At 61.8% G+C, this 22,530-nt stretch carries 18 protein-coding genes; 10 read left to right on the top strand and 8 right to left on the bottom strand.

The features are described from left to right. Window positions 1–13: 13 nt before the first annotated feature. Window positions 14–1,306, bottom strand: a complete 1,293-nt coding sequence (gene thrC / locus FYJ85_RS18475; RefSeq protein ID WP_154420093.1) for a threonine synthase — start codon at window positions 1,304–1,306, stop codon at window positions 14–16. Between the two features lie 201 nt (window positions 1,307–1,507). On the opposite strand from thrC, the gene panD reads away from it, so the two are divergent. The 3 genes from panD to FYJ85_RS18460 are packed head-to-tail and all read left to right on the top strand — an operon-like array spanning window position 1,508 to window position 2,342. Continuing rightward, window positions 1,508–1,879 carry an aspartate 1-decarboxylase gene (gene panD, locus FYJ85_RS18470; protein WP_106054303.1) on the top strand — a complete coding sequence of 124 codons (372 nt, stop codon included), beginning with the start codon at window positions 1,508–1,510 and terminating at the stop codon, window positions 1,877–1,879. Window positions 1,880–1,899: 20 nt separating this feature from the next. Then, a complete protein-coding gene (locus FYJ85_RS18465; RefSeq protein ID WP_154420092.1) occupies window positions 1,900–2,058 on the top strand; it encodes a hypothetical protein in 159 nt (52 codons plus the stop codon). Between the two features lie 32 nt (window positions 2,059–2,090). Continuing rightward, complete coding sequence (locus FYJ85_RS18460; protein WP_106054302.1) at window positions 2,091–2,342, top strand: hypothetical protein; 252 nt, start codon at window positions 2,091–2,093, stop codon at window positions 2,340–2,342. A gap of 102 nt (window positions 2,343–2,444) precedes the next feature. On the opposite strand, the gene FYJ85_RS18455 is transcribed toward FYJ85_RS18460, so the two are convergent. The 3 genes from FYJ85_RS18455 to FYJ85_RS18445 form a co-directional block, all read right to left on the bottom strand. Next, on the bottom strand, window positions 2,445–6,554 hold the full coding sequence (locus FYJ85_RS18455) for a glycoside hydrolase family 2 protein (protein WP_154420090.1): 4,110 nt from the start codon (window positions 6,552–6,554) through the stop codon (window positions 2,445–2,447). A gap of 57 nt (window positions 6,555–6,611) precedes the next feature. After that, complete coding sequence (locus tag FYJ85_RS18450) at window positions 6,612–7,343, bottom strand: DUF1559 family PulG-like putative transporter (protein WP_154420088.1); 732 nt, start codon at window positions 7,341–7,343, stop codon at window positions 6,612–6,614. 107 nt (window positions 7,344–7,450) lie between these two features. Next, window positions 7,451–8,488, bottom strand: coding sequence for a LacI family DNA-binding transcriptional regulator (locus FYJ85_RS18445; protein WP_106054300.1), 1,038 nt, complete (start codon window positions 8,486–8,488; stop codon window positions 7,451–7,453). Between the two features lie 279 nt (window positions 8,489–8,767). Here FYJ85_RS18445 and FYJ85_RS18440 point away from each other — a divergent pair, with 279 nt between their 5' ends. From FYJ85_RS18440 to FYJ85_RS18410, 7 genes are all read left to right on the top strand, one after another. After that, window positions 8,768–10,654, top strand: coding sequence for a hypothetical protein (locus FYJ85_RS18440; RefSeq protein WP_154420086.1), 1,887 nt, complete (start codon window positions 8,768–8,770; stop codon window positions 10,652–10,654). 119 nt (window positions 10,655–10,773) lie between these two features. Further along, window positions 10,774–11,712, top strand: a complete 939-nt coding sequence (locus tag FYJ85_RS18435) for a fused DSP-PTPase phosphatase/NAD kinase-like protein (RefSeq protein ID WP_235903241.1) — start codon at window positions 10,774–10,776, stop codon at window positions 11,710–11,712. Between the two features lie 19 nt (window positions 11,713–11,731). Beyond that, the gene (locus FYJ85_RS18430) at window positions 11,732–12,430 is read left to right on the top strand and encodes a hypothetical protein (protein ID WP_154420082.1); all 699 of its coding nucleotides are present in this window, start codon (window positions 11,732–11,734) and stop codon (window positions 12,428–12,430) included. A gap of 232 nt (window positions 12,431–12,662) precedes the next feature. After that, complete coding sequence (locus tag FYJ85_RS18425) at window positions 12,663–13,058, top strand: DUF4190 domain-containing protein (RefSeq protein WP_106054296.1); 396 nt, start codon at window positions 12,663–12,665, stop codon at window positions 13,056–13,058. Between the two features lie 15 nt (window positions 13,059–13,073). After that, window positions 13,074–13,460 (top strand): DUF2752 domain-containing protein, encoded by a 387-nt coding sequence (locus FYJ85_RS18420; protein ID WP_154420080.1) that lies wholly within the window; start codon window positions 13,074–13,076, stop codon window positions 13,458–13,460. Window positions 13,461–13,527: 67 nt separating this feature from the next. Beyond that, complete coding sequence (locus FYJ85_RS18415) at window positions 13,528–15,675, top strand: glutamine synthetase III family protein (RefSeq protein ID WP_106054294.1); 2,148 nt, start codon at window positions 13,528–13,530, stop codon at window positions 15,673–15,675. Between the two features lie 8 nt (window positions 15,676–15,683). Continuing rightward, entirely contained in the window at window positions 15,684–16,028 is a 345-nt protein-coding gene (locus tag FYJ85_RS18410; RefSeq protein WP_106054293.1) for a hypothetical protein, read from the top strand. A 75-nt stretch (window positions 16,029–16,103) separates the two neighbouring features. Here FYJ85_RS18410 and FYJ85_RS18405 read toward each other — a convergent pair whose 3' ends face one another. The 4 genes from FYJ85_RS18405 to FYJ85_RS18390 are packed head-to-tail and all read right to left on the bottom strand — an operon-like array spanning window position 16,104 to window position 22,193. After that, window positions 16,104–17,021, bottom strand: a complete 918-nt coding sequence (locus FYJ85_RS18405) for a dihydroorotate dehydrogenase (RefSeq protein ID WP_154420078.1) — start codon at window positions 17,019–17,021, stop codon at window positions 16,104–16,106. Window positions 17,022–17,024: 3 nt separating this feature from the next. Further along, complete coding sequence (locus FYJ85_RS18400; RefSeq protein ID WP_106054291.1) at window positions 17,025–17,801, bottom strand: dihydroorotate dehydrogenase electron transfer subunit; 777 nt, start codon at window positions 17,799–17,801, stop codon at window positions 17,025–17,027. Next, window positions 17,788–18,417, bottom strand: coding sequence for an MBL fold metallo-hydrolase (locus FYJ85_RS18395; RefSeq protein ID WP_106054290.1), 630 nt, complete (start codon window positions 18,415–18,417; stop codon window positions 17,788–17,790). The genes FYJ85_RS18400 and FYJ85_RS18395 overlap by 14 nt, the downstream gene beginning before the upstream one ends. Then, the gene (locus FYJ85_RS18390) at window positions 18,414–22,193 is read right to left on the bottom strand and encodes a DUF3857 domain-containing protein (RefSeq protein ID WP_154420076.1); all 3,780 of its coding nucleotides are present in this window, start codon (window positions 22,191–22,193) and stop codon (window positions 18,414–18,416) included. Before FYJ85_RS18390 ends, FYJ85_RS18395 begins: the two co-directional genes overlap by 4 nt. Window positions 22,194–22,530 lie beyond the last annotated feature (337 nt).

Raw genomic sequence — 22,530 nt, 5'->3', positions numbered from 1 at the left:
GTCTCGCGGACGGTCAGCGGCCGAGCGCCTTTCTGACCGCCTCGACCGTCGCGTCGATGACCTGGGGTTTGTTCGCATAGGTGCCGCGGATGCCGTAGTGGTCGAACAGCTCGTCCTTATGGTAGCCGATCACCGCATCCGGGTCCTTCAGCACATTGCCGGTCAGGATGCCGACCACATGGGCTTCGGGGTCGATGACGCCGGCTTCCTGCAGCTTCTTCGCGCCGGCGACCGAGCAGCAGCTGGCCGGCTCCGCGCCGATTCCGGCCGCGTCGACCATCGCCTTCGCATCCATGATCTCCTGCTCGGTGACCGCTTCGACGACGCCGTTGCACCACTCGAGGCCGCGCAGCGATTTCTCCCACGAAACCGGGTTGCCGATCTTGATCGCGGTGGCGATCGTCTCGGGATCCTTGACCGCCTGGTACGGCGTGTGGTTCTTCCACATCCGGTAAAGCGGCGCCGAGCCGGCCGCCTGGATGACCGCGATGCGCGGAATCTTGTCGATGATGCCGAGATCGTAGAGCTCCTTCATTCCCTTCGACAGCGCGGTGTTGTTGCCGAGGTTGCCGCCCGGAATCACAAACCAGTCAGGCACCTGCCAGTCGAGCTGCTGGAGAATTTCAAAACCGATCGCCTTCTGCCCCTCGATGCGGAACGGGTTGATCGAGTTCAGGAGGTAGATGTTGAGCTCGCGGCAGACCTCCTGCACAAGCGCCATCGCATCGTCGAAATTGCCGCGGATCTGCAGCGTTCTGCCGCCGTAGGCCAGCGCCTGCGCAAGCTTTCCGTAAGCGATCTTCCCCTCCGGGATGAAGATGACCGACTCCATGCCGGAGACGGCCGCATAGCTCGCCATCGACGCGCTCGTGTTGCCGGTGCTGGCGCAGGCGACGGTCTTCGCGTTGTAGAATTTCGCCGCCGTGGTGCCGCAGGTCATGCCGCGGTCCTTGAAGCTGCCGGTCGGATTTTCCCCTTCGTGCTTGAGCTGGAAGTGCCTGAGTCCGGCATAGACGCCGGCCTTGCCCGCATCGTAAAGCCGGGTGTTGCCCTCCTGCCGGGTGACGATCTGCTCGTCGGGCAGGTCGAAAATCAGCTCCTTGTAGCGCCAGACGCCGGAACTCGCGGCGCCGCGCTTCTGCCCCCAGCGGCTCTCCCACAGGGCCTTGAGTTCACCGCCGTCGACCTGCGAAAGGTCGCGGACGAGATCGAGAATACCGCCGCACTCGCAGTTGTAGCGGACCTGAGACAGGTCGTAGTGCTTGTGGCAGCGGACGCACTCCAGATAAGCTTCGATTTTTTTCATGATTCTTTATCGTTCCAAAGGTTGACAAATGTATTTCGCGTGTTTAATTTACATGTGAAATGCTCTTTTTTAAAGCCGTATTTCCGGTGATTTGCGAAAATCCCCGGAAATATTCACCGCCGGATGATGATTATTTCCGGAAATGTGGTATATTAATAGCCGGGTACCTTATGACTGAGGAATAGGAATTCGGTTGTTGTTATGCAGAAAATCATGTTGAGCGGCAAAATTCACTTTGCGCGGCTGACGGCCTGCGAGCTCGATTACGAGGGCAGCCTCGAAATCGACCCGGAGCTGCTCGCCGAAGCGGGAATTCTGCCCTACGAGAAGATTCTGGTGGTGAACCGCACGAATGCGTCGCGGCTTGAAACGTATGCGATTCCGGGCGTTCCGGGGGAACGGACCTTCTGCCTGAACGGGCCGGCCGCGCATCTCGGCAATATCGGCGATGTGATCACGGTCATGGCTTTCTCGGTCATGTCGGAGGAAGAGGCGCGCCGGGTGGCTCCGGCCGTGATCGTGCTGAATGAGAAGAATGAGATCATCCTGCGCAAAGGCGCGGCGGTGAAGTAACCTTGCCGGAGGGCCGCCGGATGCGTCGTCGGAAACGGGAGAGCGGGCAGGTGGTGACGGAGTATGTCATCATGCTTGTGCTGCTCACCGTCTTCGCTTTGTCGCTTCTGCTGCTGGCCGGAGCATTTTCGAGACAGGGATCGCGGATGATCGAGCTCGTGAGCGCGGAAGTTCCGTAAGAATAGGGTTGAAACAATTGAGGGAGGCTGAAATGGGCATCGTACGCAGCGGAAAACGTCGGCGGCAGCGCGGGCAGGCGGTACTGGAATACGTCATTCTGATCGTGGTGGTGGCGCTGGCGGCGTTGTTCGTGCTGGCCAACTTCAGCGACCGCCTGCGCTCGATGGTGACCGGCGTAACGGTCACGCTCGGCGGCGAAGCCGACGATTCGAGCGACAAGTCGAGCATCGAAATCGTGCGGGAACTCGATAAAACCGGGCTGGACTACAACACCAACAACTGACCGGCTGCGAAAACGGAAGAATCCGCGTTTCTCCGAAAGAAGAGAAAACGCGGATTTTTTGTGTCTCTACGAATCGGCCGCTTCGAAGCGGCCGAAGACTGCTTATTCGAGTGTGGCGCTTCCGACCGTGAAATCGAGCGCCGGGCGTTCGCGGTTGCCGCGGTAGAAGAAGAAAAGCTCGTTGCGCAGATCGGAAAGGGGGAAGGTTCCGGACCGCCGGAGCTCCTTGCCGAACCGGAGGCGGTAGGTGTGGAACTTCCCGTCGCCGGGCAGCGTAATGACGCCGGTGTAGCGTCCCTTCCAATCTTTCTGCGGCAGGACGACTTCCACATTCCCGTCACGGCTGCTCCTAATGCGGAGCACCAGGTAATCGTACCGGCCGGACATTCCCTCCGGCGAATAGACGAAGAAGGCGGCAGGGACCTCGCCCTCCGGCGAAGCCTTGAACGCGATATTCCAGCCGTCGCGGACCTTTCTGACGGTTCCGGACACGGTGGATCCGACCTCCTTCGCCGGGTTGCAGTTCACGAAGTTCCGTCCGGTCATGTCGACCGGAGCCGGATGAGCCGTCTCCCCGGTTACGGCGATCAGGGCCGGAACCGCCGTTTTGGAGGGCAGGTAGTCGATGTCGTTCCGTTCGCGGAAGAGCGGTGAAAGGAAATCGATCGAGGCGATTTCCGTTCCGGGCCGCGGATTCTCCCACTCGGCGATATACGTGCCGATATTGTTGCCTGCCGGATTCTTGCGGTAGATGCCGACCAGCGCTTCGGGCAGCGGCGACGCATTCCACCAGTCGCCGATGTTCCGGTTGCCGACCAGCGGCAGGTCGACTGATCTGCCGTCGGCGTAATTGATCCGGTAACGTCCGGCGTCGGCCGCGCCTCCCCAGGCGGCGGTGTGCAGGAAATAGAGCCGCGAGAACTTCCGGTTCACCTTGATTCCCCTGATCGAAAGCGGGAATTTCGGACGATCGGTCCCGGCCAGCACGAGGCAGGATTTATCATTGTTTTCCGCCGGGTCGATGATGCGGAAGGCAACGCCGGCCGCTTCGACCGCGCCGGTCGGCATCATGCGGAAGTCGTTCTCCCCCTGGTCGAACCAGCCGCCCTTGCCGTCATTGTCGAATTCGTCGGAGAAACCGCGGTTCGCATACGGGGCGAGATCGACCGGTTCAAGCCGGGCGGGATTGACCTTGTAGCCGGTGTCGGCGGAGGAGACCATCGGCCGCGCCTCCTTCCGGAGCTCGGCGGTTCCGGCCGCATAGCGGAACAGATTGCGCAGGTAACGCGCGGCCGAGCTGTCCTGCGGCGCGGCCGCGAACGCATTCAGCTGCGACACGATCAGACGCCCTTTGCCGACTGTGCCTTCGAGCAGCGCCATGCCGACGTTCCGGCTGCCGAGATTCGGCCCCTTGGCGGCGAGCGCATTTTCGGTGAACGGCAGGAAACAACCCGAAACGACATAGCCGAAATCCGGATTGTTCCAGGTGTCGAAATTCCGGGCGGAAAGCCCTTCGAAAACCGGATGGGTCAGAATCACCGGGTCGCAGAAGCTCTTCTCGTCGGCGACCAGCTGCAGCCCCAGCGGCAACTCGCTCGACAGGTTCTTCTGCTCGAGAAGGAGCACGACCCCGCCCGCATTCAGGAACGCCGAAAGGTTCGGATCGTTCCTGAGCGCGAGACGCTGCGGCGTCTCGGTTTCCGGCGGGATGACGAGGGTTGCCGGGGCCTTCAGCGTTTTAAGGTCGCGCACGACGGTGTACGGCATGCCGAACGCCTTCAGCTGCTCCGCGAGCCGGGCGACGTTTTTCGGCGCGCCGGTGTCATAAACCAGTACGGGGCGGACCGCTTCGATCTTTTCGCTCCTCAATGCCGGAGTGTCGATATAGAGATCGTAATAGTTGCGGGCCAGCTCTTTGCCGTTGTCGAGCAATGTGAGCCGGAGCTGGTAAAAGCCGGTTCCGGTTTCGGGCATGGTCAGTTGGACTTCGCGTTTCGCGTTCCGCTGGGCCGGAAGCTCTCCGGCCGGAAGAGAGGCGACCGGAACGGTTTTGCCGTCGGGCCCGGCGAGGGCGACCTCAAGGGTCAGGCTGCGGTATGCGCGGTTCGAATTGTTGACGATCTCCAGGTTCCAGGCGGTCGTTCCGCCCGAAAAGAGGTTGCGCGGCGGAAGGCCGGCCGGATTGCGCAGCGTCGGCAGGACCGGCTGGTTCCAGAGCGTTGCGGTCTTGAGCGTCGGGTCGCTGAACCACGGCGCAAAACCGGTGAAGCGGCGGTCGAGCCGGTAAAGCTCGAAGATGCGCCGTCCGTAGCGCGACATCGGGACATCCTGCCGCACGGCTGGGTCGACCGCTTCGGCGAGGCTCATGCAGCCGGTGAAGCCGATTCCGCACGGCTGACCCCAATTGTATTCCCGGTTCACATACTTCATATATTCATCGATGTCGTTGCGCTTGAAATTCGCATTCTTGTTCGAAGCGTCGTGGAAGCCCCACGAGAAACCGACGTTTTCCCAGGCGATCAGCGGTTTTTCGAGCCGGCCGTTTTTGCCGCCGAAGATTTCGAGCAGTCCCTTATAGATGAAATCAGCCTCCTTGTCGCGCTCGGTCCACGGGCGCGAAAGGGCGACATAGGTGTGCAGGTCGTAGACGTCGGTATCGAGCTTCGTCCGGCCGTAGGAGCCCCAGCCGGCCTGTCCGGAAAATGTGCTGATCGGCCGCTTCTGGCGGTCCATGGCGCGGACGGTTTCGACCTGAAGATCCATCTGCCGCGCGATTTCGGGCCGGTTCGAGTGGACAACCTCGTTGCCGAGCGACCACATGGCGACCGACGGATGGTTGTAAGTCGCCTCCACGAATTCCCGCAGCTCCGGAATGTTGTGCTTTTCGAATTCCGGAACGTCGAGGTGGGTCGTGAAGCTCCAGGCCCACTCGTTGAAGATCATCATGCCGCACTCGTCGGCGATCTCAAGCGCGGCCGGGACGATCGGCATATGCGCGTTGCGCAAAATGACGTAACCGAGATTGCGGCAGCCGAGGATGAAGCCGGTCAGCAGCTTCTCCTCCTCCTCGGCGGAACGGTTGAAGCCGCCGTAGCTGCAGGACGGAATGTTTTCGCCGAACAGATAGATCTCCTCGCCGTTCAGGTAGAATTTTCCGTTTTTCGCGTGGAATTCACGATAACCGAAGCGGGTGCTCGCAGCGGAGACGGTCCGGTCCGGTCCGCGCAGCGCAAGGGTCAGGAAATAGAGGTACGGGCGCTCGACCGACCACTTCTGCGGATTCTCGAGCTTCAGCGTCAGGCGCCCGGTATTGACGCCGGGCTTCAGGGCGATCCCGGCGGAGGCGGTTCCGGCCGGCGTGTTGGCGGCGGCCTTCATCGCGTCGGTGACGACGCCCTCAAGCGTACCCGCGAAGGTTCTGCCGGTGTGGTTCACGATCGTGTAGTCGACCTCGATGCCGCCCTTCGCAAGATCCGGCGTGACGAAGAGCTTCCGGATGCGCAGCGCCGGTTCGAGCGAGAGCGTGACATTCTGCCAGATGCCGCCCTTGATGTTGCCGATCCACCACTGGGCGCCGTAGGCGTGGACCGCCTTCTCCCTGCGTCCGAAGGAGGGGCCGAAGTCGGAGAAGACGCGGAGCGCGAGGACATTCCGGCCCGGCTTCGCGGCATCGGTCGCGTCGATTTCGAACGGCGTGAAATCGCCGTGGTGGCTGCCGATCTCCTTCCCGTTCAGGAACACCTTCGCATCGTAGCCGACGCAGTCGAATTTCAGGATGACCCGGCGGTTCTCAAGCTCGGCGGGAGTCAGCTCGAATTCGGTGCGGTAGAGGCCCTTCGTATACGGCTCGGACTCCTTGCGGGCCTGCGGATACTTCACAAACCAGTCGAGCGGAACCTTGATCGTGCTCCAGCCGGAGGCGTCGAATTCCGGCTTCATGAAGCCGGTGTTCAGATCGGCGTCCGCCGGGAACGGCGTCGCGGAGTTGGTCACGCCGGAGAAACGCCACTCGCCGTTCAGGGAACGGCTGCGGACGAAATCGGCCGGCCTGACGGTCTCGCCGCCGAGCTTGAATTCAATTTGATCGGGCTTGACGGTTTCGGCCCGCCTGAAGTCATGCGGCGGGGGAAGATACGGAGCGATGTCCGCACGGACCGGGCCGCAGAGTACGGCGATTCCCGCGAGAGCGGGCAGGATCTGTCTGATATTCATGGATACTCCCTGCAAGTTATGAGTGAGATGGCCGGAAAGCTGCGCGGCGGAGCCGCTTCAGTCCAGTTTGCCCCAGTAGAGCTTGTCGCAGTCGGTCCCATTGATGATGCCGGTATTCTTGTGCATCGGAGCGACGTGGCCATCGAGCCAGACGATGTTGGCGGTCATGCTGTGACGGAAATCGAGCGTCGGCCACCAGTTTGCGAATCCCATACTCCCGCAGACAAGGAGCGGGCTCCAGTTCTCGGGTTTGGCGTTGTAGTCGTAATCCTTCGTGCAGTCGAGCTGGTTGTCGGCGAGAAACACGACAGAGGAGGCCTTGCCGAATCTGCCGTACTTGACGTATTTGTTGTTGTTGTCGGCTCCGACCGCGGCGTTTGCCGTGGCTTTGATGCTCAGATACCAGCTGTTGTGGCCGTAGCCGAACCGGGTCGGCAGGGACGGGCAGATTGCGACCTTGAGTTCATTCATATCCTCGAATGTATCTTCGCCCAGTCTGGGCTGCCTGCCGTTGATGTAGGGAGCGAGCAGCGCGGTCCAGTAATTCGGCTTCTTCCATTTGGGGGTGTCGCTCTGGTCGGTCGGGGCGATTGACGGGACGACCGTATCGTTGTAGTCCGAAGCGTAAAGCATTCCGGCCTGTCCCCACTGCTTCAGGTTGTTCATGCAGTTCGCATTGCGGGCCCGTTCGCGCGCCTGGTTCAGCGCGGGCAGCAGCATGGCGGCGAGAATGGCGATGATCGCAATGACGACCAGCAGTTCGATCAGGGTGAAAGTGTGTTTTCTCATGATCCGTTCCTTTCTTTTGATTCGGATGTCCGGGCACAATACGGTCTTTGAAGCGGTTGCGGGACGGGGGATTCCGTCACGCTCCCGCGCTGTTTTTCTCCGATGCGTTACGGGGTCGGTACGTCAGCGGCATTCCGGGTGGTCTGGCCGAAAAAAAAAGAAAATGGAATCTCCGCCTGAAGCCTGCGGTCGGGCGATTCGATCAGCTTCTGCAGGTTCTTCACGGCCGTGCGGCCGATCTCATAATCGTCCACCACGACGGTGGACACCCAGCTTTTCCTGCTCTGATAACTGTAACAGGAGACGATTTCGATCTCATCCGGGACCCTGATCCCGGCTTCCGCCAGCCGCCCGTACGCCTCAACTCCCATGGAGTAGTTGTAGGCGAGCACCGCAGTGGGAGCTCCCGGCCGCCGGAACAGCGGCACGGCGATCTCATCGCCGGAACTCCGGATGTCCTGCACGTCGATCGTGATGCCGGGCCTCTCCCGCAGGAATTCCGCGATTTCCGCATCCATCTGCCGCTCGAGAAACGCATTGCGCGTCTCATGCAGCTGCAGGATGCGGCGGTGTCCGTGCGACGCGAGAAGCTCCAGCGCCTTGCGGGTTCCGGCCCGGGTCGCGTTGATGGTGTAGTTGTACTGTTCAAGCGGCCCCGGAACGGTGACGGCGAACACGATCGGCAGCCCGGCCTCGACCGGCTCCTGCCAGAAGGTTTCGCTCGGCTGGGCGCCCCACACCAGCAGCCCGTCGATGTTCTGCGACTGGATGAGCGACATGTATTCGCGGTCGTCCATGAAACGCTTGTCGTTGAAGATCAGCAGCAGCCGGAAGTCGCTGTTTTCGATGCCGGCCTCAACGCCGCTGATCAGCCGGGTCAGGTGGCCGTCCTCGAAGATGTGCATGTTCATCCGGGTATGCGACGGCACGAGAAGCCCGATGATTCCGGCGCGATGGGTGAAGACCCGGCGCGCATTCGCGTTCGGCACATAGTTCAGCTGCTCGGCGCAGGCAAGGACGCGCTTGCGGACCTCGGCAGGAATCGTCCGCGCCTTCTCCCGGTTGTTCAGTACGCGCGAGACGGTGCTGATCGACACGCCGGCCAGCTGCGAAACATCGCGGATTGTACTCTTCTTCGAAATCATGGTTCAATGCCGTCCTTTATGGTGAAACTCGGAGGAAACTTGTTTCCTGCAATTATATTATACCAAACTTTCCTTGAAATGTCAACAGCGGAACAGAAAAAAATTGAAAAATAAAAATTGTCGTAACCCATTCCAGAAACAGGTTTCCTGCGTATCGACCCCATCGCCGGAAAGAAAAAAAATAAGAAATCGGGCGGCTTTTCGTCCAATTCCGGTGGAGAAACCGGTGGAGGCGTGCTATTGTTAACCGTCGGCATCTGAGGTCGGAAAGGGACAGGTATGAAGAGATCGATCGGGTTGTTGGCCGCGGGAGCCCTCCTGCTGCTGTCGTGCATGGGCTGCGTGAGCGGAGACCGGGCGCTGCGGAACTCCCCCGCCGGCCGGAAGATCGAGGTCCGCTTCGACGGCAGCACGGTCAACCTCTGGCCGCTCTACTATCATAGCGGAGACTTCACTTCGGTGCTCTGGCCGCTGTTCGACCTGGACAGCCGCGGCTTCGCGGTGCGTCCGTTCTTCCACCATGACCGGGACGCCGCCGCGATCCTCTGGCCGCTCTCCGGCTGGGACCATTCCGGCGGCTGGGCGCTGACCGCCTACTGGGGAGAGGGCCGTTGCGGCGTGTTTCCGCTGTTTCACAGCGGAAAGTTCCATACTGTCGGCCCGTTTTTCTGGGAGCATGACGGGGAAAAGTTCACTTATCTTGGCATGTTTCCTCTCATATACTATTGGAAACCGGATAACTGGTTTGCCGGCCCGGTCTGGCGCACGCACGATTCCGGCGGTCTTTTTCCCGTGCTCTGGCTGTCGGACGATTTCAATCTGGCCGGTCCGGCCTGGTGGGATTACGACAGCGGAAATTTCGGCCTCTTCCCGGTACAGTGGAAAGTTGACAACTTCAATATGATCGGCCCGGCATGGTGGAATTGCGGCAGCGGAAACTGGGGATTTTTTCCGCTGGTGTGGAACATCAACCGCTTTCACGCCGCCGGTCCGGTCTGGTGGAATTACGGAAATCAGAGCTGGGGCGTTTTTCCGCTGGTGAAAATCTCGCAGGACTACCGGATAATCGGTCCGGTCTGGTGGCGGAAAAAACAGCCGGGCGGCGGCTTTTTCCCGTTGTTCGGTCTTTATGCAAACGGGACGCGGCAGGCAGGTCCGGTCTGGTGGGGTTCCGGAGAAAAAAGCCGGAAGCATGGATTTTTCCCGCTGTACTGGTATGAGTCCGACGCGGACCGGACCGAATTCAATCTCGGGCTGGTGCTTTTCATGCTGAACCGGTCCGGGCAGGAGAACATGAACTGGTGGGCGGCGGGCGGCCTCGCCGGCTGCGAAAAATACGGCGGGCACCTGAACTGGCGGTTCTGGCCGCTGGTGAACTACGGCAGAGGCGAAGCTCTCCCCTCGCCGGTTCTTCAGATCACGGACGACGAACACAGGGACAGGCCGCAGGCTTTGCCGGATGACCGCTACACGCCGTTCGGCAAAAGCTTCGGAGACGGCAGGGAGTGGAGGAATGTGACCCTGGAGAACCGGAAAACGTACGTCGGAACCCTCCTCGCATTTCATGAGACCGGCACATCGCGGGTGTGGCGCCCCGGCGCCGATTCCGCGACGCTCGACCAATTGCGCTGCGCACTTGACGACATGGAGCGGAACCTCATTCAGCTTGACAACGGCAGAAATTTCACGGAAGCGCGAAAGGCCGAACTACGTGAATCGCTGCAAAACGGGAAAAAGAGAATCGCGGAATGCGGGGAAAAACTGCAAATCGCCCTGTCCCTGCCGGAAAAAAAAGAGGATTTTACGGCGTGGCGCAGGCTCCTGGCCGAGCGCTTCTGCACCGAAGTCGATTTCCTCGAACACCGGACGCTCTGCGGCCTGACTTCGTGGTACGAACAATTCGGCGACGAATATCGGGGGCAGTTCGGGATGGGCGCCGTCATCATTCGGAAATATGCGGACAAGAGCGACTTCCGGCTTCTCGGCTTCCTCTGCCGCGAAAAGCACGACGGCGATTCGAGCGAATATCTGTATCCGCCCTTCATCAGCGTCAAGGAGTCGCCCGGCCGCTGCCGCTGGAGTTTCCTCTACCGGGTGTTCAGCTACGAGAACAATGACGGTCGGAAGTCCGGGCACATCTTCTTTATTCCGTGGGGCGAAAAATGAAATTTGTGATTCCGGCGGCCGCGCACGGAAGCCTCTTCCGGCGGCCCGCCGCGTGGAATGCGGAATCGAAAGCGGGCGGTCTTTTATTTTTTAGCACAGGAGGCGACAGAGTGAGCGACATGCGGAAATGGGTCAAAAAGCTGTTTTTCATCGTGTTTTCGGCGATCCCGACCGCAACGGTGCTGGCCGGGAACGGCGAACTCCCGCGCAATTTTCATGAGGTCGATCCTGCGAACCGCATCTGCCGCAGCGCCCAGCCGGGGCGCCGGGAGTTCGAGGCGCTCGAAAAACGCGGTTTCCGAACCGTTCTGAATCTGCGGAATTTCCACACCGACCGGCGGATGCTGAAGGATCTGAAACTTGAGGAGTGCGCCGTGCCGTGCAACGCCGGGAGCATGACCGAAGAACATGTCTACAACGCGCTCCGGATCATCCGGGACAAGCCGAAGCCGCTGCTGATTCACTGCTGGCACGGCTCGGACCGCACCGGAACCGTCGTCGCCGCGTTCCGCATCGTCTTCAACGGGCAGGAGGTCGAAACGGCGATCGCGGAGATGCGGGAGGAAAAGTACGGCCACCACGCCGATATTTACGACAACCTGCCGGAGCTCCTGCGGGCGGTCGACTGGGAAAAGATGCGGAACCGGCTGCAGACCGAGGATCTGTTCGTGGAGCCGTTCAAACCGGAACAGGTGCTGCGCATCGACTATGCGCCGGAGCCGTTCCGGGTGACGGCGGGCGGCAATACGGCGGAGAATCCCGGAGCGGCGCTGGCGCTTGTGCAAGAGGAATGGCGGAAAAAGCCGTACCGGGTCGCGCTGCTCGTCTTCGACCGGCAGCCGGGCAATCCGCTGTACGAACCGTTCGCCGCGAAGCTGAACCGCCTGCCGGAGCTGGAGGAAGCGGTGCGGATCGACGCCGTTCCGGACGAAACGAATGATGCATCGATGCGGACGCTCTGCCGCCGCGTCGGCCTGGAGGAAGGAACGGCGCGGGCGGTCCGGGTGGTTCCGCACCGGGTGATCTGGACGCCTCCCGCCGGGACGCCCTCGAAATAGTTGTTGAAACGGAGGAAAGATGATGGGATTTGCTGCGTTGTTGCTCGGCATCGCCGGGTGGATCGTCATGTGCATTCCGGATTGCGCCACGGCTGCGATCGTCCCGGCCCTGCTCGGAACCGGGCTCGGAAGTGCGGAGCTGCTCCGGTGCCGCCGCCGGAAGAAACCGGTCCGGCTGGCGGCGGCCGCCGTGCTGGTCAGTCTGTCGGCACTGGCTGCCGCGTTGTTTTCGAGTGCGGATGCGGTGCGCCGTGCGCCGGAACCCGGTTTCCCTCCGCCCGGAAAAGAGAAGCCGGAGACTCCGGCTCCGCCGGAAGAAGAGCCGGAACCGCCCCCCGTGAAAACACCGGTCGAAACGGAAGAACCGCCCGCGGTTCCGCCGCCGGAGAAGAAACCCGAGCCGCCGCCGGAAAAGAAACCCGAGCCGCCGCCTGTAAAAACGCCGGAACCCCGCCCCGTCGCCCCGCCGGCGGCTCCGCCGGCCGAAAAGCCGGAGCCGCCGCCCGCGCCGAAGAAGCCCGAACGCCCGTCGAACGCGGGGTCGGCGCCGTCGCAGATCGAGAAACCGGCCAACGCGACCTCGCTGCCGCCGTCCCGCCGCCCCGACAATGCGACTTCGCTGCCGCCGACCCGCCAGCCCGACAACGCGACCTCGCTGCCCGCAACGCAGAAGCCGGGCAACGCGACTTCGCTGCCCGCAACGCTGGTTCCGCGCTGAAGCAGAGAATTTGTACCAATATGACTTTCCCGGAATTTACACGTCCGGGAGGCGTAAAAAACTGCGATTCGGTGATTTTTTGCAGAAAAATACCGATTTTCCGGGACCGGACCTCCGGTTCGGGCTTGTACAATTCAGACATGGCATTATATTTTGACAGCTGCCGGAAAGCTCCGGCAGACCCTGCCGCCGGTAATTTTGGAGCACGCAGAGAAAAGAAGGAGAAATTGGAATGGGTATTGCCGCATTGATTCTGGGAATTGTCGGGCTGGTGATCGCGTGGATTCCGTTTTGCGGAATACTGGCGCTCATTCCGTGTCTGGTCGGCCTCGGCCTCGGCATCGCCGACATCATCGTCAAAGGAAAACGCGGAGAGCCGAAGGGGATGGGCATCGCCGGCACCGTGCTGAACGCGGTGGCACTGCTGATTGTGATTCTCTGGAGCATCGTATTTGCTGCTCAAACGGCCTCTCTCATGTCCGATCCCGAGTTCAAGGAAGCTTTTTCGCAGGAATTCAAGAGACAGCTCGAAGAGGCCGAGAAAAAAGCGGATCAGGACCAGAACGGCGTTGTCGTTTCGACCGAAGAGGTCGAGGTTCAGGTTCAGGCTCCGGCCGGCCGGGACTGAGCCGGCCGTTTCCCCATGGATAAACGGTACCGCATTTTCAACTGGACCGTTTTCGGCTTCGTCTGCTACATGGCCGCATTGCCTGTTTTTGCACGGGCAATGCGGTTTTTGCTGCCGCAAATCTGGCGCTGCAGCTATCTGCGGATGACCGGGCAGCCGTGTCCGTTCTGCGGGACGACCGGCGACCTTGCGCGGCTCTGGCACGGAAATTTCGATTTCCGGAATCCCGTCACTCCGCTGCTTGCAATGTTTCTGCTGTTTGAACTTGTCTGGCGGAGCGTCCTGCTTCTGCGCCGCCGCCTGCCGGCCCGGCTGATGTGGTGGGATCTCGGTGCGCACATTCTGCTCCTGTCGCTTCTGCTCGGCGCATATCTTTGCGTCTGGTTTGCCGCGCGGCCTTGATTTTCAACGGATTTGGGGCTATATTCTCCAGCGTTGTTTTTTATTTTCAAGCAGGAGTCACCTTAGTATGAGCGACAAGGCCAGACGGCAGGCGATACAGAACGTGACGGCGTCGGCCGCCGCGTGCGTCACCGACCGGATCGTATCGGAAAGCGCGCAGGAGCTTTTCGGGGAAGATGTGTTCAACCTCCCCTCGATGAAGGAATTCCTGCCGCCCCAGGCTTACGAGAAGCTGCTTGAGACGGTCCGCGACCGCGCGCCGCTGGACCCGGATATCGCCGGCGACGTGGCCGGCGCCATGAAGGCGTGGGCGCTCGGCAAGGGTGCGAGCCACTACACGCACTGGTTTCAGCCGCTGACCGGCGGGACCGCCGAGAAACACGATGCGTTTCTCGAACCGGACCATGCCGGCGGCGTCACGATGAAGTTTTCGGCGAAAAATCTCGTGGTCGGGGAATCCGACGCCTCGAGCTTCCCGTCCGGCGGACTGCGTTCGACCTTCGAGGCGCGCGGCTACACGGCGTGGGACCCGACCAGCCCGGCGTTCCTGCGCCGCTCCCCGGCGGGAGCGACTCTCTGCATCCCGACCGCATTCTGCAGCTACACCGGCGAAGCGCTGGATAAGAAAACGCCGCTTCTGCGGTCGATCCGGGCGCTTTCGGACCAGATCCGCCGCATGCTCGACATCTTCGGCGTAAAGGATGCCGGCTCTCCCGAAATCACGCTCGGCGTGGAGCAGGAGTATTTCCTGATCGACCGGAACTTCTATCTGGCCCGGCCGGACCTGATCCAGACCGGACGCACCCTGTTCGGCGCGCCGCCGCCGAAGCACCAGCAGCTCGACGACCACTATTACGGCACGATCAAGGCGCGGATTCTCGCTTTCATGACCGAAGTCGACCAGACGCTCTGGCGGCTCGGAATCCCGGCCAAGACCCGGCACAACGAAGTCGCCCCGGCCCAGTTCGAAATCGCGGCGGTCTTCGAGGAGCTGAACCTGGCCAGCGACCACAACATGCTGACCATGGACGTCCTGCGCCAGACCGCGGACCGCCACGGCTTCGTCTGCCTCATGCACGAGAAGCCGTTCGACGGCGTCAACGGCTCCGGCAAGCACAACAACTGGTCGTTCGGCACGACGAAGATGAATTTCCTCTCTCCCGGCAGGAGCCCGGAAGGAGGCGCCCTCTTCCTGACCGCAATCTGTGCGGTGATTCAGGCGGTGGACCGGCACGGCGAGCTGCTCCGCATGGCGACCGCTTCGAGCGGAAACAGCTACCGGCTCGGTGCGAACGAGGCGCCGCCGTCGGTCATCTCGATCTACCTCGGCGACGAGCTGACCCGGCTCATCGACGAACTCGAATCCGGCACGCCCGGCGAGGTCCGGAAGGGGAAGGCGATGCAGCTTTTCGTCGATACGCTCCCGCCGCTGCCGCAGGACGCGACCGACCGCAACCGGACCAGCCCGTTCGCGTATACCGGCAACAAGTTCGAGTTCCGCGCGCCGGGTTCGAGCCAGTCCTGCGCCGGCCCGAACGTGATTCTGAACACGATCGTGGCCGAATCGCTCGACGACATCCTCTCGGCGCTCGAAAAAGTGCCGAAGGAGGAGTTCAAGGCGACGCTCCAGTCCCTGCTGCGCCGGATTGTGAAGGCTCACAAGCGGATCATCTTCAACGGCGACAACTACTGCAAGGAGTGGGTAGCCGAAGCCGAGCGGCGCGGGCTGCCGATCCTGCGGACGGTCCCCGAAGCGCTCGCTGCGCTCATCACCGAGAAGAACATTTCGATGTTCGAGCGCTACGGCGTCTTTACGCGGGCGGAGCTTCTGTCGCGGCATGAGGTCTATTTCGAAGAGTACTGCGCCCGCACCCGGATCGAGGGAGAACTCTCGTTGACCATGGCCCGGACGCTGATCCATCCGGCCGCCTCCGAGCATCTGCAGCGCGTCGCCCGGAGCCTGAAACTGCTGCAGGAGACCGGAATCCAGGCCGGACGCGAGGAGCAGCAGGCCGAAGCCGAGCGGATCGGCCGGCTGATCGCCGAGATGACCGCCTGCGAAACGCGGCTCGAAAAGGCGCTGCCGACTTATGAGCCGGAGGAGATCCGCGATGCGCAGGCCGCGCTGCGGCAGGTCGTCGACCGGCTGGAAAAACTGGTTGACGATGAACTCTGGCCGCTCCCGAAATACCGCGAAATGCTCTTCATTTACTGAAGGCCGTCATGAGCACGCTGATCAAGTTTTTCAAGATCGCCGCAATCCTGTCGGACGGTCTGCACTTTTTCGTGTGGATTCTCTGGCTGGCGGTCTGTGCAAGCGGGCTCCTGAAACTGCACGACATCAACCCGGAACTTGCCGGCTGGCACCTCGGAGTGTTCTACGGGCTGCCGGCCGTCATGATGGCGCTTCTTGTTTATGATGCGCTGCGCCTCTGGCTCGCGGACGAAAAGCACCGGATGCTCTGGCTGTCGATGCTGATCCGGACCTTCTCCGTCATCATGCTGATCGTCGTCGCCGGCATCCTGCTCGGTCCCGCGTTCCGCCGGATCTACTACGGGGATTTCTGATCTTTTTCTCCATTACGGCATTGCGGGGGGCGGAGGAGACGAAATGTCTCCTCCGCCCCCCGCAATGCAGATATTTTACCGGAGCGCGCCGACGATCTCCGACACGGATTTGACGCCGTGCCGGTCCAGATACGCATTGATTCCTTCGATCACCTTCGGCGCCGCGCAGGGGTCGACGAAATTCGCGGTTCCGACCGCCACCGCGCTCGCACCGGCCAGCAGAAACTCCACGGCATCGTCGCCGGTCATGATTCCGCCCATGCCGATCACCGGGACCTTCACGGCATGTGCGACGTCATAAACCATCCGCACGGCGATCGGCTTCAGCGCCGGTCCCGAAAATCCGCCGGTCCGGTTCGCGATGCGCGGCCGCCGCGTCTCGATATCGATCGACATGCCCGGGATCGTATTGATCAGCGAAATCATGTCGCTGCCGGCATCGACCGCCGCCCGCGCGAAATCCGCAATGCAGGTCACATTCGGGCTGAGCTTCGTCATCAGCGGCAGCTTCGTCTGCGCACGGACCAGCGAAACGACCTCGTGCGCCAGCTTGAGATCCGTGCCGAAAGCGACGCCGCCTGCTTTCACGTTCGGGCAGGAGATGTTGATTTCCAGCGCGGCGATCCCGTCGCTCTCGGCGTCAAGCCGCGCGGCGACCTCGCCGTATTCCTGAATCGTCTTGCCCCAGATATTCACCACCGTCGTCGCATGGACGCTGCGGAGAAAGGGCAGATAGTGCTCGCCGTGCAGGAATTTCTCGACGCCGGGCCCCTGCAGGCCGATCGCATTGAGCATGCCGCCGGTCACTTCGGCCACGCGCGGAGTCGGATTCCCCGGAGACGGCTCCATGCGGATGCCCTTGACGACCACCGCGCCGAGCTGCGAAATATCGTAGTACCGGTGATATTCATAGCCGTAACCGAAGGTTCCCGATGCGGTCATCACCGGATTCTTCAGCGTGAGTTTACCGAGATTACAGGTCAGATCCGCCATCGTTTACTCCACATATACCGAGTCGAGATTGAATACGGGGCCGTCGACACAGGCCCGCGCGTAGGTCCAGCCTTCCGGGGTGTCGGCCTTGATCTTCACCACGCAGGCGAAGCAGGCACCGACCCCGCAGCACATCAGATGATCGATCGAGAGCTCGCCCGGCTGCCGCTTCTCCCGCAACAGCTTCGCAAGCGCCATCAGCATCGGGTGCGGCCCGCAGCCGTAGAAGAAAAAATTCCCGTCCGGCTGCTCGTCGAGCAGCTGTTCCACAAGCCCGGTCACGAAACCGCGATAGCCGAGCGAACCGTCGTTGGTCGCGACACGGACGTCATAGCCGGCTTTCCGGTACTCGTCGGTCAGCAGGATGTCCGCCTCGCCGCGCGCGCCGAGCAGGAAAATGCCGCGCTGCGGAGCCTGCTTCGTCAGCAGATAGGTCGCCGCGGCGCCGTAACCGCCGGCGACCAGCACCGGAGTGACGCCCGGAGCCGGGTCCGTAAAAGCGACGCCGAGCGGCCCCATGAGGTCGCAGACCGCTTCCGGCGCGAGCTCCGAAAGCTCCCGCGTCCCGTGGCCGACGACCTTGTAGACCACGCTGAGAACGTCCCCCTCGCAGTTGTGGATGCTGAACGGACGGCGCAGAATGCGGTCGCCGTGGCGGTTGATCCGGACATGCACGAACTGCCCTGCCCGCGCCTTGCGGCTGATTTCCGGCGCGAAGAAGCGGACCAGAAAGTAGTCCCCCTTCAACCGCCGGTTTTCAATGATTTCACCATTGGTCATAATTTGAATTCCGTATGTATGGATTGTTTTTGCGTTCCCGCCCGACCGTGGTCGCCGGACCGTGGCCCGGATAGAGTTCGACCTCGTCCGGCAGCGTCAGCAGCTGCGTGCGGATCGAATCGAGCAGAGTCGCGGTATCGCCGCCGGGAAGATCGGTCCTGCCGACGCTGCCGGCGAAGATCGTATCCCCGACGAACAGCGCCGGAGGGTCGCCCCGGAACAGGAAACCGCTGCCGCCCGGCGTATGCCCCGGCAGCGGGATGACTTTGAAATCGGAATCTTCCGTGCTGCCGGTCACCGCCGGCAGATCCTTCGCGGCGGGCAGATAGGGCGGCAGGGAATTTTCCGGGCTCGCATAGAACGCCTGGTCCGGACCGCGCAGGTAAACATAAGCCGGCCGCAGCAGCCGGCAGAGCTCCCCGAGCCCCGAGATATGGTCCACATGCGCATGGGTCAGCAGGACCGCGACGCGGTCGTAATCGAATTCCGCCGCCCGGTCCGCAATGTCGCGGGCGTCGGCGCCGGGGTCGATGACATAGAGCGTCCGGCTGTCGTCCGGCCGGACCAGGTAACAGTTGGTTTCAAGCAGTCCGGTCGGGACTGTGGCGATCTTCATGGTTTGACTCCCTGCTGTTGTTTGAGGATGATCCGCGACGAGGAGAGCTTCGAAAGCTCCCTCTGGAGTTCGACCAGCCTGCCGTAGTCGACCGGCGGCACCGATTCGACCGGCAGCGTCAGGCCGTATTCGAGGCTGATCGTTCCGGACGCCTCCTCCACATGGCGGTAGAAGGCGGCGGTCCCGGGGCGGCCGAGCTCGAACCGCTCCGGCCCGAGACCGACCGGGACGAAGTTCCCCGGCATCTCGATCCGGTATTCGAGCACGGTTTTCGCCGGGCCGTTCCGCCAGAGCGGCGTCCGACGGGTCGACGAAGCGGTCTTGACCATATTCGACAGCGCCGAAAAGCCCGGCAGCGAGAACTGCAGATAATCGCCCGACACCATCGCAAAGTGCGGCACCTCGAGCGTGAAATAGAGCTTGCCCGGATAACCGTCGAATGCGGCGACCGGTTTGCCCTTGTACTGCGCCTCCTGTGAAATTCCGGCGGCCAGCGATTCGAAGAACTGGTCGCTCTCCGCTGGAGTCATCTCCTTGAATTTCCGGTGCATCGACTGGTAGGGCAACCCGAAATAGCTGCAGCTCGCCTCGATCTGCGCGGAACCGTCGGCGCGGAGCCGGATGCGGTAGGCGCAGCTTGTGGCGCTCTCCCCTTTCCGGCGCGGACGGATGGTCATGAGCCGCCCCGTGTCGAGCGACAGCCCGATCGCCTCCTCCGACGCGGTCGATCCGAGCGACGCGTATTCGCCGGTATCGTTCAGATGGCTGTCGAAACCCGGCAGATAGACCAGCACCTTGGTGAAGATGTTCTGCGGCGCACGCATGAGCGGGCGGGTCGCCGCAGCCGCGTAGCCCAGCTCGGTCGCCGCGACGAAACGGTAGTCGACGCCGGCCGCCTTCAACATCGCGCCGAGCAGGATCGCCCGGTCCGCCGAATCGCCGTAACCGGACTGCAGCGTGACGTCGGCGGGCGTGAAGGCCGACCACGGCAGTTCATTCAGCGCCGGACCGGCAGGCCGTATATGCCGGGCGACCCAGGTGCGGATCGCGTTGATCCGCTCATCGATCCGCATGGTTTCCGGCGCGAGTTTGCGGGCGAGCTCGGCGGCTTTCGGCGCATTCCGGGTCTTCTCCGTCAGCGCGGCCGAAAGCTTCCGGCCGAACGCCGCGTAGTCACCGCTGGAGACCACGACAGTCGGGGCGAACATCCAGAGCGGCGGGCGGCCCGGTTCGGACGGCAGCTGCGGCACATCCGCGGCACTCCAGGAGTAACGGACGCGGTCGCTGTCGAGCACTTCGCGGAAGATCACGCCGTCCGGCGTCGCCGAGTGCTTGAAGCTCATCCCCTTCGGATATTCGACCGAAAAGCTCTTTTCGACAATCGGGAAATCTCCCGCGAAAACCACAGCCAGAGAGAAGAAAGACTGGTTTTTGCAGCTCCGCGTCACCGTCGAGTCGACGACCGAGCCCGGAACCACACCGGGGAAGCTCGCCACCAGCAGCTTGCCGGCCGGATAACGCGGCGCGGCCGCAACCCAGGCTGCGTCCATGACGTTGATCTCGGCCGGGGAAAGCTCCTTCTCCGTCCCGTCCGGAGCGGTCACCGTGGCCTTGACTTCAACGCTTTCCCAGACCGGATTGTAGGCGATTTTGAGCTCTGAATAATCTTTGACGCCGGCATAATTCAGGATTTTGCGCACGCTCCGGTCGGTCCGGGTCCAGGTCGATGCGTCCTTGAGCCTGACCTCCACCGATGCGTCGAGAAGAATCGAATCGGCCGCCGGAAACGCTTCGGCGACCTTCGTTTCGGCCGCGCCGCCGTAATCCGGACCGGCCACCGGCAGCTGCCGTTCGACGGCGTCGATCTCCGCCAGAGCCTTCTTCAGCTCGCCGTATCCGTCCGGCGAAAGCTCGACCGTGTCGATCGAAAAGTAGTTGTCGCCGACCAGCGAGGAGCCTTCGCTCTTCAGCACACGGTTGAAGTTCATGATGCCGGGCGCATTGATCGTGACCTTCGGCGGCAGCGAGAGAATCCGGCAGGTCGGGGGCAGCGTCAGCTTGAACTGCTCCGACACGCCGCAGGTTGAAAACAGCTGCATCGGAAACCTGCGCTCCCTGAGCCCGACCGAGCCGAGCACGAAGTTCGCCGCACCGAATTCGGTGCCGAAGCACGGCAGTTCAAGCAGATACGCCGGCGTGCCGGACGGCAGGCAGTCATCGACCCGATAGGTCATCTCCACTGCGAGGGGCCGGCTCATGTCGCGGACGTTTTCGGGGAAAATCTTCAGCGTCTCAAGCTCGGCGCCCGCCATCGCCCGCTTCAGGCGGCCAGCGAAGAACTGGCGGCGGTAGTCGAGCGGCCAGCGCGAAAACGCATCGCGGTAAATCTGGTCGTTGACGCCGAGGAAATCAATCACGCTGCGTCCCTGCAGCGTCCCGTCCGGCGCGATGGCCGCCTCGGTTTTGATCCGGAGCAGGTTGTTCGCGGTCGGCACCAGAGGCGAACGGCGCAGGACATCCCCCTGCGGCCTGGCCACGAGATAGCTCATGTTGGCCATGGTCGACGGCAGCAGCTCGGCGGTGGTCTCGTAAGTCGGGTCCATCAGGATATAATGCCCCGGCGTATCCTCGACCGCGACGATCGCATGGTTGAAATAGTTGTTCGGAACCTCGTCGTCCTTCGGATATCCGGCCATGAAGAGCACCGGGTACGCCTTGAGTCCTGCCAGTTCGAGCATCGAGACCAGCAGCGCCGCCTTGTCGCGGCAGACGCCGTAACGCTGGTTGAAGGTCAGCGACACATCGTGCGGCTCATAGCCGGGCGCCTCGGTTTCGGCGGTGATGCCCATGTAGCGGATCTGCTGCGAAACGAACTGGAAGAGGGCCATGATCTTTGCATCGGGGGTCTTGGCATCCTTCGTCAGCTCCTCGACCTTCGCCCTGATCTCCGGCGTGACCGCGTCGAGCCGCGGGCGGCAGACGCCGTAGTACCACTGCGAGATTTCGGGCCAGTCTTTCGCCGTGCTGACCAGCAGCCGCTGCACGCACATGTAGAGCGGCGGCATGTCCGGCTCGGGGACGACCTGCGGAACGTTTTCGGCCGTCCAGGTGTAAAGGATGCGCCCGTCCTTTTTCGTTTCGGCGAATTTAACGCTTCCCTTCACCTCGTCCTTGAGCCGGATCGCCTGCAGCGGATGCGACTCGGGACCGTCGATCTTCACTTCGTAATGCAGGAACGGCACATCGGCCTGCAGAACGTAGATGTTGCTCCAGACGCCCGGAATCCGCGGTTTCCTGACCGTCTCCTTCGAAACGACATGGATGATGTCGCCGATTTCCAGCTCCGGGACCGTCACCGCCAGCAGCTTGTTGGCCGGATCGTAGATGTTCGCCCCCATCTGGGAGGGCTCGACCGCGACGCGGCCGTTGGCCCTGACGTCGATCTTCACGACCTTGCCGTCCGGCTTGATCACCTCGAGCACAGGAACCTCGAGCGCCTCGTAAGTCGTATTGAACCGGAAGGTCAGCTCGCGCATGTCGCGCCGCCCGGTTTCGGTCAGCACCTTCTGGTAGAAGTCGTCCGTCTCCACCGCGGTCCCGTCCGCCTGGTAGACGGAGCTCTGAAAGTCGAACAGAAGCACACTGTCCGCATTCGGATACTTCTCCGCCGTGACCGGCGCGGACTGCGCCTTCAGCTGTTCCGGCGTCACCGCTCCGTACAGCACCGAGGCCGCGAACAGAAGCACGGCAAACAGAATCCCCGGAAACTTGCTCATATCTTTCTTCCTCCTTCATCGAAAGGATCGCAGTACAACTTCGGTTTACCCTATAAAATAGACCATTTTCCGGGAAAATGAAATGAAAAACGCAAGATTTATTTGAATTTTGCACTTGAGGCACTATATTTAGCAGGACGTAATACAGTGAAACCCTTTATTATTCAGGAGTTGAAATGGGACAGCAGCTTAACAAGATCCAGAAACGCCGCAGACGGAAAGCCTACATCGAACGTTGCAAAGAGAAGGTTCGCGCCGCAATCAACGCCGCGGCCAAGAAGAAATAACGTTTCGACCGGCAGACGGCAGCGTCAGAACACCCGTGAGACTTCTGTTT

Source organism: Victivallis lenta (assembly GCF_009695545.1).
Classification (GTDB): Bacteria; Verrucomicrobiota; Lentisphaeria; order Victivallales; family Victivallaceae; genus Victivallis; species Victivallis lenta.
Note: the sequence above shows the minus strand (reverse complement) of the source record. Positions and strands in the feature narration are given on the sequence as shown.